This is a genomic window from Pseudomonas sp. Marseille-P9899, from assembly GCF_903166565.1.
In the GTDB taxonomy this organism is placed as follows: domain Bacteria; phylum Pseudomonadota; class Gammaproteobacteria; order Pseudomonadales; family Pseudomonadaceae; genus Aquipseudomonas; species Aquipseudomonas huaxiensis.
Window position 1 is genome coordinate 785,149 of the sequence record NZ_CAESCG010000002.1, and the last position, 17,279, is coordinate 802,427.

A 17,279-nucleotide genomic window follows, 5' to 3' on the forward strand; every position below is an offset into this window, starting at 1 on the left:
GAACCATGGCGAGTTTGATCAGTATCGGGATGTCGGGGCTTGGGGCCGCTCAATCGGGGCTGCATACCACGGGTAACAACATCGCCAATGCCGATGTGGCGGGCTATTCGCGCCAGCAGAACGTCCAGACCACTAACGGCTCGGTCCGCTATGGCCAGGTGTTCATCGGTACCGGTACCACCCTGGCTGACGTGCGCCGGGTGTACAACGCCTTCCTCGACAACCAATTGCAGACCAGCACCTCGCTCAACAGCGATGCCGCGTCGTACCTGAGCCAGATCACCTCGGTGGACAACCTGCTGTCCGACGCCAACACTGGTGTCACCGGCGCGCTGACCAACTTCTTCACGTCGCTGCAGGGCCTTTCCGCCAAGCCCAACGACGATGCTTCGCGGCAGTTGCTGCTGACCAACGCGCAGAACCTGACCAACCGCTTCAACACCATTGCCGCGCAGTTCAAGGAACAGAACAGCAACATCAACGGCAACCTGAAGTCGATGACCGAACAGGTCAACAACCTGGCCAAGACCGTTGCTTCGCTCAACGACCAGATCGCCAAGGTGGCGGCCCTCAATGGCCAGCCCAACGACCTGATGGACCAGCGCGACGAGACCGTTCGCCAGCTGTCCGAGCTGGTAGGCGTGCAGACCAGCCAGCGCAACGGCAACATCGACATTACCCTGGCCAACGGCCAGTCGCTGGTACTGGGGACCTCCGTCAACACCCTCAGCACCGTGACCAGCACCACCGACCCGAGCCAGGTGTCGATCAAGCTCAGCTACAACAACTCCACCATCGATGTGACCAACTCCCTCACCGGTGGCGAAATCGGCGGTCTGCTGCGCTATCGCACCGAGACCCTGGTGCCTGCGCAGAACGAGATTGGTCGTATCGCGCTGGTCATGGCCGAGAAGATGAACTCGCAGCTGGCCCAGGGCATCGACAAGAACGGCGAGTTCGGCGCGGCCCTGTTCAGCGATATCAACAGCGCGGCGGCGATGGTCGGGCGCAGCATTGCCATGACCGGCAACGATGCCAGCTCGACCAACCTCAACGTGGTGATCAAGGACACTGGCCGGCTGACCACCAGCGACTACCAGGTGACCATCACCGACCAGCCGACCGCGGGCAGTTTCATCGTTCGCAAGCTGCCCGATAACACCAACATGGGCACCTTCAACATCAATGACGATCCACCCGCAGTGATCGACGGCTTCAGCCTCGACCTGAATGGCGGTACGGTCAAAGCCGGCGACAGCTTCAAGATCACCCCGACCCGCAACGCTGCCGCGTCCCTCGAAGTGGTGATGACCGACTCCAAGCGCCTGGCCGTGGCCGCACCGCTGACGGCGACGACCGGTGGCAGCAACACCGGTACCGGCGTGATCACCCAGCCGGTGCTGAAATCGGTGTTGGATATCGCCGACCCGGCCCAGCGCCTTGAATTGCAGAACGGCATCAAGTACTCGACGCCTGTGCGCCTGGTGTTCGGTGATGAAACTGTCACTCCGCAGACCTACTCGGTGGTCGACTCCAAGGGCGACCCGATTGGCAGCGGCACCTTCGTGCCTGGCCAGAACAACACCCTGCAGATCAACGTACCGATGGTCGATGCCAACGGTGCGGCAATCGAAGATGCCAACGGCGTCCAGAAAACCTTCAGCTTCCAGATCGATGTCGCCGGCTCGCCGAAGAAAAACGACAGCTACAGCATTGCCCTGACCGGCGCAGGCTCCTCGGATAACCGTAACGGCCTGTCGCTGCTCGAACTGCAAAAAGCCCAGACCGTCGATGTCGGCAGCGCTACCAAGGGCGTCAGCCTGACCGATGCCTACGGCAAACTGGTGGAAAGCGTTGGTGCCAAGACCAAGCAGGCTCAGATGGACAGCTCGGCGACCACTGCCATCCTGACCCAGGCCAAGGCCTCCCGCGACTCGCTGTCGGGCGTGCAGCTGGATGAAGAAGCCGGCAACCTGGTCAAGTACCAGCAGTACTACACCGCCTCGTCGCAGATCATCAAAGCGGCGCAGGAAATGTTTTCCACGCTGATCAGTGCTCTTTAAGGAGTCGTAGACCGTGCGTATTTCTACTTCCCAGTATTACGAAACCAGCGCTTCCAACTATCAGCGGAACTACTCCAACGTGGTGAAGACCGGCGAAGAGGCCAGCGACCTGATCCGCGTGCGTACCGCCGCTGACGATCCGGTGGGCGCGGCCCGTCTGTTGCAGCTCGATCACCAGAGTTCGATGCTGGCCCAGTACGACACCAACACCGGCATGATTCGCAACAGCCTGAGTCAGTCCGAGACCACGCTCAACTCGATCAACACCATCCTGCAGCGGGTCAACGAACTGGCGCTGGGCGCGGGTAACGCAGGCTTCACCGACACCGAGCGTAAAGCCACTGCCACTGAACTGGGCAAGCTCGAAGAGCAGTTGCTGAGCCTGATGAACACCCGCGATGAGAACGGTCAGTACCTGTTCTCCGGTTCCAAGGGTGACACCCAGCCGTTCGTGCGCAACGCCGATGGCACCTACAGCTACCAGGGCGACCAGACCCAACTGCAACTGCAAGTCGGCGACATGCTGACCATGGCTGGCAACGACAGCGGCTGGGCGACCTTCCAGCAAGCGCTGAACACCAGCCGCACCCAGACCACTGTCACCTCGCCGACCAACCCTGCGGATGTACGGGTGGCGCTGTCCAATGGCCAGGTGTCCGCTGATATCAACTACAACGATGCCTTCCGTGCCGACGAGCCGTACGTCATCACCATGGTCAGCCCGACCCAGTTCTCGATCAAGGACCAGGCGGGCAACGATTACACCTCCGAAGCAACCGGCGCCGGCGTGTTCAACTCAACCACTGCCGGCGGGGTCGCGGTGAGCTTCCGCGGTGTCGACCTGAAGTTGAACTTCAACCTGAAGAGCGGCGAGACCGACGCGTTGATCACGGGTCACCAGTTCACCCTGCAGTCCAAGCCGGACACCATCACTGGCACCGCAAGCCCAGGCAACGGTTCCGGCGTGCAGATGACCGGTACCTCGGTGGTCGACGCGGACCTCTACGCCAAGTCTTTCCCGGAAGGTGCGGTGATCAAGTTCGCCACTGGCGGCAACTATGAGCTTTATGCCCAGCCGCTGTCCTCCGGCAGCCGTCCGGTCGCCAGCGGTACGGTGGCGGCGGGTGCTACCTCCGTCACCGCCGCCGGGGTCAAGTTCGATTTCAGCGCTACGCCGGTGGACGGTGAGCAGTACAGCGTGACGGTCAACAAGCACCATACCCAGAACATCCTCGACACCGTCAGCCAGTTGCGCCAGGCGCTGGAGAAGCCGATCGACGGCAGCGAAAAGGCCTCGCAGGAACTGCGCGCCGCACTCGACTCGGCCATCGCCAACATCGGCAGCGGGCAGAACCAAGTGGCTTACACCGTCACCTCGATCGGTGCACGGGGCAAGGCGCTGGACCTGCAAGAGCTGGCCAACGAAAGCCTGAGCATTGCCAACTCCTCCACCCAGTCGTCGATTCGTGATTCCGATCCGGCCGAGGTGATGACCCGCCTGACCCTGCAAAAGACCATGCTTGAAGCCTCGCAAATGGCCTTCAGCCGCGTTAGCCAGTTGAGCCTGTTCAAGGTTCTGTAACTGCTGCATGCCCGCCGTCCCGTTCGTTCGGGACGGCGGGTCGCCTCCCTTATCCCCACGGTCCAGACTGTTCTGAATTTCCTCCGAGGGCAGTCACCGGTCGAGAGTCTTCGTCGTGAACCCAGCGCCTCTTGTCAGTCTCGTCATTCCCGCCTGCAATCCCCGTTTCTTCCGTGCGGCGCTGGTCAGTGCCCTGGCTCAGAACTACGAAAACCTCGAAGTCATCGTCTGCGACGATAGCGACGGCGATGAAATCAAGGCGCTGGTCGATGAACTGGACCCGCTCGCCCGCTGCCCGCTCTACTACCAGCGCAACCCACAGCCACTGGGCCTGGGCGGCAACCTGCTGGCGGGACTGGAACTGGCGCGGGGCGACTACGTGCAATTCCTCTGCGACGACGATCGGTTGATGGCCGATTGCATCAGCAGCGAGATGCGCCTGTTCCTCGCCAACGAAGACGTCAGCCTGGTCACCACTCGCCGCAACCTCGCCGACGGTCAGGACTTCGCGCTGTCCCAGCGCCTGGAAAACAGCTGGTTCAGTTGGGGCGCCACGGTTTACAACGGCGACGACCTGCTGGATTTCTTCGACAGCAATCCGCTGAACTTCATCGGTGGCTTCAGCAATACCCTGATGCGCACCAGCGACCTCAACGAACTGCTGCCGGCACTGGTGCAGGCGGGCTTCGTTGCGCTGCTCGACTTCGCGCTGTTCATCTGCCTGCTGCGTCGCGGCAATCTGGTGGTGACCGCGCAGATGCACTGCATCGAGCGCATTCACCCCGACCAGTTGCGCCAGCAACCGCAGATGGTGGCGGCACGCGTCGCCGAACTGCAGTGGCTGCGCAGCATGCTCGCTGCCCGTCCGCCGGCCACCGAGAGCTTCACCGGTTGGGCGCGGATTCATGTGTTGCCGGTAGATGGCCGGGTGGTGTCGCGGACATGGGAAAACCTGTTCCTGGTTCACGTGCTGCGCGGCTTGCAGGCGATCCAGGAATCGCAGGTGGGTTTCGACAGCGACACCTTTGCCGACCTCTATGGCAAGTGGCTGGGCTGCCGCCAGGATCCCCTTGTCCTGCGCCGGTTGATGCGCCTGAGCGAACACTGGGACTGGCGCCCGCGAATCGCCGTGGTGGTGATCGATGCCGAAGGCGACAGCCCGGCGCTGCAACGCACCGTGGAGAGTATCAACCGTCAATGCTACGGCGCCGCCAGCACGCTGGTGCTGTCCAGCGCTCGCGTGGCGTCCAGCCTCGACGACAGCCTGATCGGCCGCCCGCTGCAAGCGGACTGGGGGCAGCAACTCAATGAGCTGCTGCCCGAGCTGGAAGGCGTCGACTGGTTCTATCTGCTGCGAGCGGGCGACCGCCTGAGCGAATTCAGCCTGATGCTGCTGGCCGAGCGCGCGGTGCGCTTGCCGCAGATTGCCTGTTGCTATGGCGACGAGGGCGGGTTGCTGGAAGGCGAGTCGCAGGACCCAGTGTTCAAGCCTGATTTCAACCTCGACCTGCAACGGGCCTATCCCTTCACCGGCCGAGTGCTGGCATTCTCCCGCACGCATTTCCTCGCAGCTGGCGGCTTTGCCGCGGGCTATCGCGAACTGGCGCCCCATGACCTGCTGTGGCGTCTGGTCGAAAGCCACGGCCCGCAAACCATCGAGCACATTCCCGAAGTGCTGGTGGAGTGCGCGTTCGGCTACGCCGCGTGGCTGTCCTCGGCGCCGGTGGTCGCGGAAAACCCGCGTGTGTTGCAGGCCCACCTGCAGCGTCTGGGCCTGGACTACCGCCTGGAAAACGAAGCGGGCGGTGCGATCAACCAGATTCGCTACCTGCACGCCGCGCAGCCACTGGTCACTCTGATCATCAGCTTCCGCGACCAGGTGGCCGCGCTGGAACGCTGCCTGGAAAGCGTGCTGGGCAAGACCACTTACCCTCATTACGAAGTGCTGGTGCTGGACAACGCCAGTGAGCGCGAAGACTCCCGCGTCTGGCTGGCAGCCATGGCGCAGATGGGCGGCGAGCGCCTGCGGGTGTTGTCGCTGGACGAGGAAACCTCGTTCGCCGCGCAGCAGAACCTGGCGGCGCAGCATGCCCGTGGCGATTACCTGCTGATGCTCAACCCGTTCACCGTTGTCACCGATGGCGACTGGCTCGACGTGTTGCTCGCCCACGGCCAACGCCCGGAAGTGGGGATGGTCGGCGCCGAGCTGTGCAACGCCGAGGGCCTGGTGGTCAACGCGGGTGGCGTGCTGGGCCTGCGCGGCTCGGTGTATTCGCCGTTCGTGGGTGAAATGGTCCAGGCGGGCGGCTACATGCAGCGCCTGCAAGTGGCGCAGAACTACACGGTGCTCAGCGCCGAGTGCGTGTTGCTGCGCAAGCACCTGTTCCTGGAGCTGGGCGGCTTGAACGACGCCCGCTTCAACGCCGCGTTCAGCGATGTCGACCTCAGCCTGCGCATGCGTCAGGCCGGTTACCTCAGCGTCTGGACGCCGCGTGCGCGGCTGGTGCTGGACACCCCGCCGGGGCCGGCACCGGATCCGCAGAAAGAAGCGGCGCGGCAGGTGGTCCTGGCCGAACAGCATGAGGCGTTCCAGCGCGACTGGATGCCGATCATTGCCCGCGATCCGGCCTACAACATCAACCTGACCCTCAAGGGCTCGGCCTTCCGCCTGGAGCCTGGGCTCAAGGAAGGGTGGTTGCCGTTCCTCGGTCGCTCGCTGCCTCACGTGCTGGCCTTGCCGATGAACAAGACCGCGGTCGGCCATTACCGGGTGACCAAGCCGCTGACCGAACTGGAAGCGGCGGGCTGGGTCACCCAGCAGCAGTATTTCGAGATTCCCACCAGCGTCGAGCTGGAACGCAGTTCGCCGGATGTGGTGATTCTCCAGGGCCGTTACACCGAAGGTTTCATCAAGGAAATCGAGCGGCTGAAGATCTACTCCAAGGGCTTCGTCATCTACGAACTGGATGACTACGTGATCAAGGTGCCGAAGAAGAACGGTCACCTCAAACACACCCCGCGCGACCTCGAAGGCTCGCTGCGCCGCGGCATCGCCCGCTGCGACCGCCTGGTGGTTTCCACCGAGCCGCTGGCCGATGCCCTGCGCGACACCCACCACGACATTCGCGTGCTGCCCAACTTGCTCGCCGAAGAACTGTGGGTCGGTCGCCGTGGCCAGCGCCGCACCTCGAAAAAGCCACGGGTTGGCTGGGGTGGCGGCACCAGTCACACCGGCGACCTGGAAGTTATCGCCGATGTGGTCAAGACCCTGGCCAACGAGGTCGAGTGGGTATTCTTCGGCATGTGCCCGCCGGACCTGCGGCCGTACATCCATGAGTTCCATCCACCGGTGGGCCTGTCGGCCTATCCGGCCAAGCTGACCAGCCTCAACCTCGACCTGGCGCTGGCACCGCTGGAATTCCACATCTTCAACGACTGCAAGAGTAACTTGCGCCTGCTTGAGTACGGTGCCTGCGGTTACCCGGTGATCGTCACCGACACCGCGGCCTATCGCGGCTACCTGCCGTGCACCCGGGTCAAGAGCAACTCCACCGAGGAATGGCTGGAAGCGATCCGCATGCACCTGGCCGACCCCGATGCCAGCTACCGAATGGGCGACCAGTTGCATGACGAGGTGATGCGCAACTACGTGTTGCGGCCGGAGAATATTCAGGTCTGGTATGACGGGTGGATGCCGAGCTGACGGAGTTGTGATTAGTGTGGCGCCGAACCGCAGAGATGGCATACAGGAGGTCGAGTCACCGCGAACGGTGGGAGCGGATTCACCGGACGCCGGACCGCCGCGAAGGGCCGCAAAGCGGCCCCAAATCCATCCAGCACTCTGTTCCTGCCTGGCCCGGGTCTTACATTCAGGTGTCTCGGCAGTCAAAAGAAATGCCGGACTTAGACAGCCACCTCGTGCGGGATGGTTTTGGGGCCGCTTTGCGGCCCTTCGCGGATGAATCCGCTCCCACAGGATGGCAAGTGACTGACGGCTAGCGGTTGCTGCGCGATGTGTAGATACCCATGTAGCGATAAGGCCCTTGGCAGCCCCAATCTTTCACTGACCTGCCTCAATCCGCCGGCCTCACACCGCCCCCGGCTTGGCGCGTTTCCTGCAAGTCCCCTCTGATATCGCCATAAATCCCGCGCTGCCACGTCGCGCGGGATTTATAAGGACGGCCCGCCACGCGCGGGCCGGTGACGAACAAGAGGGGATGACATGAAGGCGGTAATACTGGCCGGTGGACTGGGCACGCGCATCAGCGAAGAGTCGCACCTCAAACCCAAGCCGATGATCGAGATCGGCGGGAAGCCAATTCTCTGGCACATCATGAAGCAGTACTCGGCCCACGGGATCCACGACTTCGTGATCTGCCTCGGCTACAAGGGCTACGCGATCAAGGACTTCTTCGCCAACTACTTCCTGCATACCTCCGACGTCACGTTCGACATGTGCAACAACCGCATGGACGTTCATCAGAACTACAGCGAGCCCTGGCGCGTCACCCTGGTCGATACCGGGGAAGAAACCATGACCGGCGGCCGTCTGCGCCGGGCCTCGCGTTACCTGGAAGGCGAACAGGCATTCTGCTTCACCTACGGCGATGGCGTATCAGACATCAACATTGGCGCGCTGGTGGATTTCCATCTGGAGCACGGCAAGCTCGCCACGGTCACTGCGGTGCAACCGCCCGGACGCTACGGCGCGCTGGAGCGTGACGGCGACAAGGTCAGCGGCTTCATCGAAAAACCACGCGGTGATGGCGGCTGGATCAATGGCGGCTTCTTCGTGCTCTCGCCGAAGGTGCTGCCGTATATCGCCGACGACCAGACCTCCTGGGAATCCGAGCCGCTGATTCAACTGGCCGCCGAAGACCAGTTGCAGGCGTTCCAGCACGACGGCTTCTGGCATCCGATGGACACCCTGCGCGACAAGAATCACCTGGAACAACTCTGGCAGAGCGGGGAGGCACCATGGAAACAGTGGGCGTGAGTCGTGAATTCTGGGAAGGCAAACGCGTCCTGCTGACCGGCCACACCGGCTTCAAGGGCAGTTGGCTGGCGCTGTGGTTGCGTGAGCTGGGGGCGGAGGTCACCGGCTTCGCCCTTGACCCCGCCACCGAGCCGAGCCTGTTCGAACTGGCCAACGTCGGCCGCGACATCAAGGACGTCCGCGGTGACCTGCGTGACCTCGGCGCGCTGCTGGAAGTGGTGGCCGAGGCCAAGCCGGAAATCGTCCTGCACCTGGCCGCGCAACCGCTGGTGCGCGAGGCGTACCGCGATCCGCTGGGCACCTATTCCAGCAACGTCATCGGCACCCTCAACCTGCTCGAAGCGATCCGCCAGATTGGCGGCGTGCGCTCGGTGGTGCTGGTCACTACCGACAAGGTCTACGCCAACCAGGAATGGCCGTGGCCGTACCGCGAGAACGAAGCGCTGGGCGGGCATGATCCCTACAGCAGCAGCAAGGCCTGTTGCGAACTGTTGGCGCAGTCGTACACCGCATCCTTCTTCCCGCCGGCAAGCCACGCCGAGCACGGCCTGGCGCTGGCCACGGCGCGGGCCGGCAACGTGCTCGGTGGCGGGGACTTCGCCGCCGAGCGGCTGATTCCCGATGTGCTCAAGGCATGGTCCGCCGGCGAGCCGGTGGTTCTGCGTTATCCACAAGCGGTGCGTCCGTGGCAGCACGCCCTGGAGCCGCTGGCCGGCTACCTGTTGCTGGCGCACCGGCTGTACAGCAATGGCCCGGAGTTTTCCGGTGCCTGGAACTTCGGCCCGAACGAAGGCGATATGTGCAGCGTCGGCGACGTCGTCACCCACTTGTCCCGGCAATGGCCGGACGCGCCGGGTATGCGGGTCGAGCCTAGCGAACTGCACGAAGCCGGCGTCCTGCGCCTGGACAGCGGCCGTGCCCGGCAACTGCTCGGCTGGCGCACCCGCTGGTCGCTGCGCGAATGCCTGGAGCACACCTTGGAGTGGCACCTGGCGTGGAAGCGCGGCGATGACTTGAGGGCCGTCACCCTCGACCAACTGAACCTGTACGCGGAGCTTTCGTGAGCGACCTGCTGTTGCAATCCCTGCCGTTGGCGGGGCTGTTCAGCGTCCAGCACAAGCGCCACGGCGATGCCCGTGGCCAGTTCGCCCGGCTGTTCTGCGAAGGCGGCCTGAGCGAATTGGGCACGCCGTTTCACGTGCGCCAGATCAACCATTCGCAGACCCTCGGCGCCGGCTCCGTGCGCGGCCTGCATTACCAGCAGGGCGACACCCCGGAAGCCAAGCTGATCACCTGCCTGCGCGGCGAGGTGTGGGACGTGGCGGTGGACCTGCGCAGCGGCTCGCCGACCTTCCTGCAGTGGCATGCCGAGCGCCTGAGCGCCGGCGACGGCCGCAGCCTGCTGATCCCGGCGGGTTTCGCCCACGGCTTCCAGGTGCTCAGTGAGGAAGCCGAGTTGCTCTACCTGCACAGCGCCGACTACGCGCCGGGCCGCGAAGGCGGGCTGTCGGTGCATGACCCACGGCTGGCGATCGACTGGCCGCTACCTGTCAAGAATCTGTCGGCCCGGGATGCCGCCCATCCCTGGCTGGATCACCATTTCACCGGAGTGCATGCATGAACTGCCGTGGCTGTGGCACCGCGCTGAGCCTGCCGTTGATCGACCTGGGCACCGCGCCGCCGTCCAACGCCTACCTGCGCGCCGAGCAACTGGCGCAGGCCGAGGCCTGGGTGCCGCTGAAAGTCGGCGTGTGCCAGCAGTGCTGGCTGGTGCAGACCGAGGATTACACCCGCGCCGACACCCTGTTCGATGCCGACTACGCCTATTTCAGTTCCTACTCCAGCTCCTGGCTGGCCCATGCCCGCCAGTATGTGGAAGACATGGCCGCACGCTTCGACCTCGGCGCAGGCAGCCGGGTGGTGGAGATTGCCGCCAACGACGGCTACCTGTTGCAGTACGTCGCTGCTCGCGGCATTGCCTGCCTCGGTGTCGAGCCGACCCGCAGCACCGCCCAGGCGGCGCGGGAAAAGGGTCTGGAAATCCGCGAGCTGTTCTTCGGCGAGCAGAGCGCCCGCCAACTGCTGGAGGAGGGTTGGGCAGCCGACCTGATGGCGGCCAACAACGTGCTGGCGCATGTCCCGGACATCAATGATTTCCTGCGCGGCTTCGCCACCTTGCTCAAGCCGGCCGGCGTCGCCACCTTCGAATTCCCGCACTTGCTCAGCCTGATGGCCGAGCACCAGTTCGACACGCTCTACCACGAGCACTACTCCTACCTGTCGCTGACCGCCGTGCAGACGCTTTGCGCACGCAACGGCCTGGCGATCTTCGACGTGCAGGAATTGCCGACCCATGGCGGCTCGCTGCGGGTTTTCGTCCAGCGTGCCGGTGGACCGCAGGCGACCCTGCCAGCGGTGCAGCACTTGCTGGAAATCGAAGACAAGGTCGGCGTGACCACCGCGGACTTCTACGCGACCCTCGCCCCGGCCGCCGAACGCATCAAGCACCAGTTGCTGCGCTTCCTGCTTCAGGCCCGCGCCGAGGGCAAGCGGGTGGTGGGTTACGGCGCTGCGGCCAAGGGCAACACGTTGCTCAACTACGCCGGCGTGCGTGCTGACCTGCTGGCCTGGGTGGCCGACGCCAACCCGCACAAGCAGGGTAAATTCCTGCCGGGCAGCCGCATTCCGGTGGTCGCGCCGGAACGCCTGGCCATCGAGCAACCGGACTACGTGCTGGTGCTGCCGTGGAACCTGCTCAGCGAAGTCAGCGAGCAACAAGCGCTGGTGCGCGAGTGGGGCGGCCGCTTCGTCATTGCCGTGCCGGAGTTGACGGTCCTGTGAGTGCGCCGACGGTACTGGTGACCGGTGCCAGTGGCTTCGTCGGCCAGCATCTGGTCGCGGCGCTGCTGGCGCGGGGTTTCCAGGTGCGGGCGGTGGCGCGACAGGTGGAGCCGGCGAAGCGCCTGGCATGGTTCGACCGGGTCGAATTCGTCGCCGCCGACATCCATGACCCGCTGCTGGACGTCGCCGGGCTGTGCGACGGTGTCGACGCGTTGGTCCACCTGGCCTGGCCGGGGTTGCCCAACTATCAGGGGCTGTTCCATCTCGAACACAACCTGATGGCCGACTACGCCTTTATCAAGCGCGCGGTTGAGAGCGGGGTAGGGCAGGTGCAGGTCACCGGCACCTGCTTCGAATACGGCCTGCAAAGCGGGCCGCTGGACGAAGCCGTCGAATGTCGGCCGGCCAATGCCTACGGTCTGGCCAAGCACAGCTTGCGGTTGTTTCTGGACACCTTGCGCCAGCAGGTGCCGTTCACCTTGCAGTGGGCGCGCCTGTTCTACCTGTACGGGCCGGGGCAGAACCCCAACAGCCTGCTGGCGGCGCTCGACCGCGCCATCGACAGCGGTGCCGAGCGTTTCGACATGTCCGGCGGCGAGCAATTGCGCGATTTCCTGCCCATCGAGACCACCGCAGACCATCTGGTGGCGCTGTTGCAACGGCGCGATTTCAGCGGCGTGGTCAATGTGTGCAGCGGCCGGCCCGTCTCCGTGCGCAACCTGGTGGAACGCCACTGCGCCGCACGCGGGTCGCGCATCGCCCTGAACCTCGGTCACTACCCTTATCCGGCGCACGAGCCGATGGCGTTCTGGGGTGATGCCCGACGCCTGCGCGACCTGTTGGGAGCAGAACATGAAGCATGAGTTGTACCGCGCCACCGACCTGCCGGTGTTGCAGAACCGCACCTTCGCCGATGCCGCCAGCGCCCGCGCCAGTGCCGGCGCCGACATGCGCCTGGTGCAGGACAGCCGCACCGGCCTGGTCTTCAACGACGCTTTCGATGCCGACAAGCTCAGCTACGACAGCGACTACCAGAACGAACAGGCCCATTCCGGGCAGTTCCAGCGCCATCTCGATGACGTCGAGGCGGTGGTCGCCCGCCACTTCAGCGGGCGCAGCCTGATCGAAGTGGGCTGCGGCAAGGGCTGGTTCCTCGAATTGCTGCGCGAGCGCGGCTACGCGGTGACCGGCATCGACCCGGCCTATGAAGGCGCCAACCCGGACGTGATCAAGGCGCCGTTCACCGCTGAACTGGACCTGCGCGCCGAAGCCATCGTGCTGCGCCATGTGCTGGAGCACATCGAGGATCCGATGAGCTTCCTCGGCGAGATCGCCAAGGCCAACGGTGGCAGCGGCCTGATCTACATCGAAGTGCCGTGCCTGGACTGGATCATCGAGCACAAGGCCTGGTTCGACCTGTTCTACGAGCACGTCAATTACTTCCGCCTCGCCGACCTGCAACGTGCCTTCGGTCGTGTGCTGGAAGCCGGGCGGCTGTTCGGCGGGCAGTACCTGTACATCGTCGCCGACCTCGCCAGCTTGCGTGAGCTGGACGCCAGCAGTGTCGAGCCGCTGCGCCTGCCGGGCGATTTCAGCGCCAGCCTGGCCCGCGCGGTGGACATCGTGCGCCGTGACGGCGAGCGCGGCTCGGCGATCTGGGGCGCGTCGTCCAAGGGCGTTATTTATTCGCTGTTCCTTCAGCGTGCCGGGGTTGCGGTCGATCAAGTGGTCGATATCAACCCGGCCAAGCAGGGCCGCTACCTGCCGCTCAGCGGCGCGCGGGTGTCCTCGCCGCAAGAGGCCATGGCCGCCTTGCCCGACGGCGCCCACCTGTTCGTGATGAATTCCAACTACCTCGAGGAAATCCGCCGCATGACCGATGGCCGTTTTGTCTATCACGCCGTCGACAGCGCCGCATTTCAATGACTATCCGAAGAGACAGCACCATGACCGACGTTAACAAAGCCTTCGAAGCCGAGTGCCAGGCCGAAATCGCCGCCCAGGGCCAGGATGAAAACCTCAAGGGCCTGGCCCGCGACTTCTTCAACGAGTCGGCAAAGCACAAGTACAGCTACCACTTCTCGTGGATGGGCCGCCCGATCATCCAGTTGCCGCAGGACATGCTGGCGATGCAGGAGATCATCTGGCGGGTCAAGCCGGACCTGATCGTCGAATGCGGCATCGCCCACGGCGGCTCGATCATTTACTACGCCTCGCTGCTGGAACTGCAGGGCCACGGCGAAGTGCTGGGCATCGACCGCGACATTCGCCCGCACAACCGCGAGGCCATCGAGTCGCACCCGATGAGCAAGCGCATTTCCATGATCGAAGGTTCGAGCATCGATGAGGCGACCATCGCCCAGGTGCGCGCGATCGCCGAAGGCAAGAAAGTCATCCTGGTATTGGACTCCAACCACACCCACGACCACGTTCTCGCCGAACTGCGCGCCTATGCACCACTGGTGGCGGTGGACAGCTACTGCGTGGTGATGGACACGGTGGTCGAGGACATGCCGGCGGAATTCTTCCCGGACCGTCCGTGGGGCCCGGGTGACAACCCGAAGACCGCGGTCTGGGAGTACCTGAAGGAAAACACCGACTTCGAAATCGATCAGCAGATGCAGGACAAACTGCTGCTGAGCGTGGCGCCGGACGGGTATCTGCGCCGGGTTCGCTGATTTTTTATGAGCTCTCGGCCAATCGCTGCGATTCGGCCAAAAGATCACCACAGAGTCCCTGTAGGTACAGATATGCAAAGCACCGCCCTGCGCGAGCACTTCACCCTCGTTCTGCTGACCCACAAACGCCCGGCCTTCCTGCGCCGTGCCTTGCAGTACTACAAGGATTTCCCCGGCACCCTGCTGGTGCTGGACTCGTCCCCCGAGCCTGTCGCGGGCATCGCCAGCCGCTTCCCGCGGGTTGATTACCAGCACCTGCCGCAGTTCAACTACCGCGGCTTCCAGGCCAAGATCAAACACGGCCTGAGCCTGGTGAAAACGCCCTACGTGGCGCTGGTGGCCGACGACGACTTCATCCTGACCGAGGCCATCGCCGAGTCCCTGGACTTCCTCGAAGCCCACCCTGACTACGGCATGTGCCAGGGCTACAGCATGATGTACCTGGCCGAGTCCGGGCACACCAACTACTACCGCCGCGACAAGAAGATCGCCCGCGAAGACTTCGACAGCGAAGACCCGCGCCAGCGCGTGCTCGATTACCTGTACGCGTTTATCCCGCCGTTCTATGCCGTGACCCGCACCGCGCTGCTGCAGGATTGGGCCGCGCAGATTCCCGACGCGTTGCGCTTCGAATGGCTGGAAGTCAGCCACACGTACTTCCTGCTGGCCAGCGCCAAGGCGCGGATGCTGCCGATTCCCTACGCGGTGCGCGAGGCCAACTACGGCACCTCGGAGCACAACACCGAGGTGACCTACGCCCTGGCCTTGCCGGACCCGGCCTCGGTTGCCAGTCGCGAGGAGTTCGCGGATGTGCTGGCCGGGCTGGATACGCCGCTCAAGGGTGAGCGCGAAGATATTCGCGCCTTCGCCCTGCAGACCTTCGCGTATATGTACGAAGGGCTGGCGGCCGGTCGCTCGCTGATCATCGAGCCGATTCTGTCGTCGATCCTGACGGGCATGGGTGAGCCATCGAAGCGGCATTTCCTGCCGACCCAGTACGTCGAGCTGCCGTTCTACAACAAGCCGTTCTTCGATCACCTGAGCGAAATCGAATTCCTTCTCCACGCCATGCCGGCCGGCCGCTTGCAGCTCGAAGAGCTGGAGCCGATCTGGCTGACGCAGGAGCGCCTGTTGCGGGTGAACGCCGGCGAGCACATCGATGTGGTCATCGACCGTGCGCGCAAAGCGCTGGAGTGCGGCGCCTACAACCTCAAGGTGGTCAAGCGCCTGATCGAACTGCTGCAGGACAACGGCGAGGCCGAAGAGGTGGAGCGCCTGTCCGCCTGGGCCCGGCGCCTGGAATCGGTCACCAGCGACGCCGGTCGTGCGCTGCTCAGCGCCCAGCCGTCCGGGCAGATGCTCGACTGGCTGGAAGCGCGGCGCCCCGACGACGCCAGCCAGGAGGCGATCACCGCCCATTTGGCGCAGCATCAGGGCGGGCCGCAGTTCGGCATCCTGCTGCTGGACCTGAACCACGACGAGAGCAAGTTGCAGGCAACCTTCGACAGTCTGCTCAGCGGCCTGAGCCGGTCGTTCCGCGTGGTGGTGTTCACCACCGCGGCGCTGCCGGCGGTGACGTCGCTGCACAACACCGTGCACTTCGTCCGGGTCAGTCAGGACGACTACGTCGACAAGATCAACCAGATCGCCCGGCAGACCTCTTGCGAGTGGTTGATGCTGGCCGAGGCCGGTGACGAGTTCACCTCCACCGGTCTGCTGCGGGCGGGCCTGGAACTGCTCGACGCGCCGGAGTGCCGCGCCGTGGCAGTGGATGAAATCCAGCAGTTGGTCGGTGGTGCGTGGCGCGAAATGCTTCGCCCGGGCATCAACCTCGACCTGCTGCAAAGCCTGCCGCTGATGATGGCCCCGCACTGGCTGGTGCGCCGCGAAGTGCTGGTCGAGGCCGGTGGTTTTGCCCGCGAGTACAGCGACGCCCTGGAATACGACCTGTTGCTGCGCCTGATCGAACAGGGTGGCCTGAACGGTCTGGCGCACCTCGACGAACCGGTGCTGGTCAGCAACGCTCCGCAGCTCAAGCACAATGAGCACGCGCGCCAGACACTGGCCCGGCACCTCGCTACCCGCGGCTACAAGGCCCAGGTCAGCTCGGCCTTCCCGGGCGCCTTGCGCATCGACTATCGCCATATGGAACGGCCGCAGGTGTCGATCATCCTGCACAGCGAAGACAACCAGGCGGCGCTGCAACGTTGCCTGGACAGCGTGCTGCAGCGCACCCGCTACCTGCGCTACGAAGTGCTGATCGCCGACAACGCCAGCCAGTCGCCGCAGCACCTGCAATGGCTGGAGCAATTGCAGCAGGCCGGCGGCCGGGTGCGCGTGCTGCAAAGCCCGCAGCGTCTCAGCGCCGCGGCGCTGGTCAACGCCGCCAGCGCCGAAGCCAGCGGTGAGTACCTGGTGCTGCTGTCGGCCGATGCCGAGGTGGTCAATGCCAACTGGTTGGAAGCACTGCTCAACCAGGCCCAGCGCCAGGAGGTGGGTGTGGTCGGCGCCAAGCTGGTGGATGCCCAGGGCAAGGTCACCCAGGGCGGCCTGCTGCTCGCTGGCGAAGGTCAGGTAGTGGCGGCCCATGTCGGGCTGGGCAAGGACGAAACCGGTTACCTCGGCCAGGCCGGTGTCGAGCAGAACTACCCGGCGGTGTCGGCTGCGTGCCTGATGGTGCGTACCGAGGTCTTTCGGGCGCTGGGCGGGCTGGACGAAGGTGAGTTCGCCAACAGCTACGCCGATGTCGACCTGTGCCTGAAAGTCGCCGACGCCGGTCTGCTGACCGTGTGGACGCCGCAGGTCCAGGTGCTCCATCCGGGCCACTTGCCGGACGATGCCGCCGCGCTTGCCGCGTTGCAACAGAAGTGGGCCGGCCTGTGGCAGAACGCTGCCCATGGCCGCAGCCTGAAGCCGGCCAGCGCCGCCTTCGACTGGAAAGCCCTGGTCGGCTGAGCCCGCGTCGCGGTCAGCGAATGGCCTGTATCTTGCTTCGGGCTTGCAGAAACAGGGCAGGGGTCAGAAAAACGTTGATCCCGGTCCCTGACCACAGCAAGTCCAGGTCGTCGCCAGCGCATGCCGGCGACGACCCAGCAAGGATTCAGGCATGTTCGATGACA

At 64.4% G+C, this 17,279-nt stretch carries 11 protein-coding genes; all 11 read left to right on the plus strand.

Annotation, left to right across the window (positions count from 1 at the left end):
* The first annotated feature begins 5 nt into the window (after nt 1-5).
* The 11 genes from flgK to HWV67_RS12970 all read left to right on the plus strand — a co-directional run bounded on the left by flgK (nt 6) and on the right by HWV67_RS12970 (nt 17,115).
* A complete protein-coding gene (flgK, locus tag HWV67_RS12920) occupies nt 6-2,063 on the plus strand; it encodes a flagellar hook-associated protein FlgK (RefSeq protein WP_175651508.1) in 2,058 nt (685 codons plus the stop codon).
* Between the two features lie 13 nt (nt 2,064-2,076).
* The gene (locus HWV67_RS12925; protein WP_175651509.1) at nt 2,077-3,645 is read left to right on the plus strand and encodes a flagellar hook-associated protein 3; all 1,569 of its coding nucleotides are present in this window, start codon (nt 2,077-2,079) and stop codon (nt 3,643-3,645) included.
* Nucleotides 3,646-3,760: 115 nt separating this feature from the next.
* The gene (locus HWV67_RS12930; protein WP_175651510.1) at nt 3,761-7,348 is read left to right on the plus strand and encodes a glycosyltransferase; all 3,588 of its coding nucleotides are present in this window, start codon (nt 3,761-3,763) and stop codon (nt 7,346-7,348) included.
* A gap of 519 nt (nt 7,349-7,867) precedes the next feature.
* Nucleotides 7,868-8,641, plus strand: coding sequence for a glucose-1-phosphate cytidylyltransferase (gene rfbF, locus HWV67_RS12935; RefSeq protein WP_095156935.1), 774 nt, complete (start codon nt 7,868-7,870; stop codon nt 8,639-8,641).
* Complete coding sequence (rfbG, locus tag HWV67_RS12940; RefSeq protein WP_175651511.1) at nt 8,623-9,705, plus strand: CDP-glucose 4,6-dehydratase; 1,083 nt, start codon at nt 8,623-8,625, stop codon at nt 9,703-9,705. The genes rfbF and rfbG overlap by 19 nt, the downstream gene beginning before the upstream one ends.
* A complete protein-coding gene (locus HWV67_RS12945) occupies nt 9,702-10,262 on the plus strand; it encodes a dTDP-4-dehydrorhamnose 3,5-epimerase family protein (RefSeq protein WP_175651512.1) in 561 nt (186 codons plus the stop codon). The genes rfbG and HWV67_RS12945 overlap by 4 nt, the downstream gene beginning before the upstream one ends.
* Entirely contained in the window at nt 10,259-11,482 is a 1,224-nt protein-coding gene (locus HWV67_RS12950; protein ID WP_175651513.1) for a class I SAM-dependent methyltransferase, read from the plus strand. The genes HWV67_RS12945 and HWV67_RS12950 overlap by 4 nt, the downstream gene beginning before the upstream one ends.
* A complete protein-coding gene (locus tag HWV67_RS12955) occupies nt 11,479-12,345 on the plus strand; it encodes an NAD-dependent epimerase/dehydratase family protein (protein ID WP_175651514.1) in 867 nt (288 codons plus the stop codon). The genes HWV67_RS12950 and HWV67_RS12955 overlap by 4 nt, the downstream gene beginning before the upstream one ends.
* Nucleotides 12,335-13,408: a class I SAM-dependent methyltransferase gene (locus HWV67_RS12960; protein WP_175651515.1), complete on the plus strand. Its 1,074-nt coding sequence runs from the start codon at nt 12,335-12,337 to the stop codon at nt 13,406-13,408. The genes HWV67_RS12955 and HWV67_RS12960 overlap by 11 nt, the downstream gene beginning before the upstream one ends.
* Before the next feature lie 20 nt (nt 13,409-13,428).
* Nucleotides 13,429-14,160, plus strand: coding sequence for a cephalosporin hydroxylase family protein (locus HWV67_RS12965; RefSeq protein WP_095156941.1), 732 nt, complete (start codon nt 13,429-13,431; stop codon nt 14,158-14,160).
* Between the two features lie 72 nt (nt 14,161-14,232).
* Nucleotides 14,233-17,115 (plus strand): TIGR00180 family glycosyltransferase, encoded by a 2,883-nt coding sequence (locus HWV67_RS12970; RefSeq protein WP_175651516.1) that lies wholly within the window; start codon nt 14,233-14,235, stop codon nt 17,113-17,115.
* The last annotated feature ends 164 nt before the right edge of the window (nt 17,116-17,279 follow it).

What these genes read in the sequence shown, in the direction of transcription:
- rfbF (WP_095156935.1), top strand. Translation starts at nt 7,868, where the DNA reads ATGAAGGCGGTAATACTGGCCGGTGGACTGGGCACGCGCATCAGCGAA.
- HWV67_RS12960 (WP_175651515.1), top strand. Translation starts at nt 12,335, where the DNA reads ATGAAGCATGAGTTGTACCGCGCCACCGACCTGCCGGTGTTGCAGAAC.
- flgK (WP_175651508.1), top strand. Translation starts at nt 6, where the DNA reads ATGGCGAGTTTGATCAGTATCGGGATGTCGGGGCTTGGGGCCGCTCAA.
- HWV67_RS12950 (WP_175651513.1), top strand. Translation starts at nt 10,259, where the DNA reads ATGAACTGCCGTGGCTGTGGCACCGCGCTGAGCCTGCCGTTGATCGAC.
- HWV67_RS12965 (WP_095156941.1), top strand. Translation starts at nt 13,429, where the DNA reads ATGACCGACGTTAACAAAGCCTTCGAAGCCGAGTGCCAGGCCGAAATC.
- HWV67_RS12970 (WP_175651516.1), top strand. Translation starts at nt 14,233, where the DNA reads ATGCAAAGCACCGCCCTGCGCGAGCACTTCACCCTCGTTCTGCTGACC.
- rfbG (WP_175651511.1), top strand. Translation starts at nt 8,623, where the DNA reads ATGGAAACAGTGGGCGTGAGTCGTGAATTCTGGGAAGGCAAACGCGTC.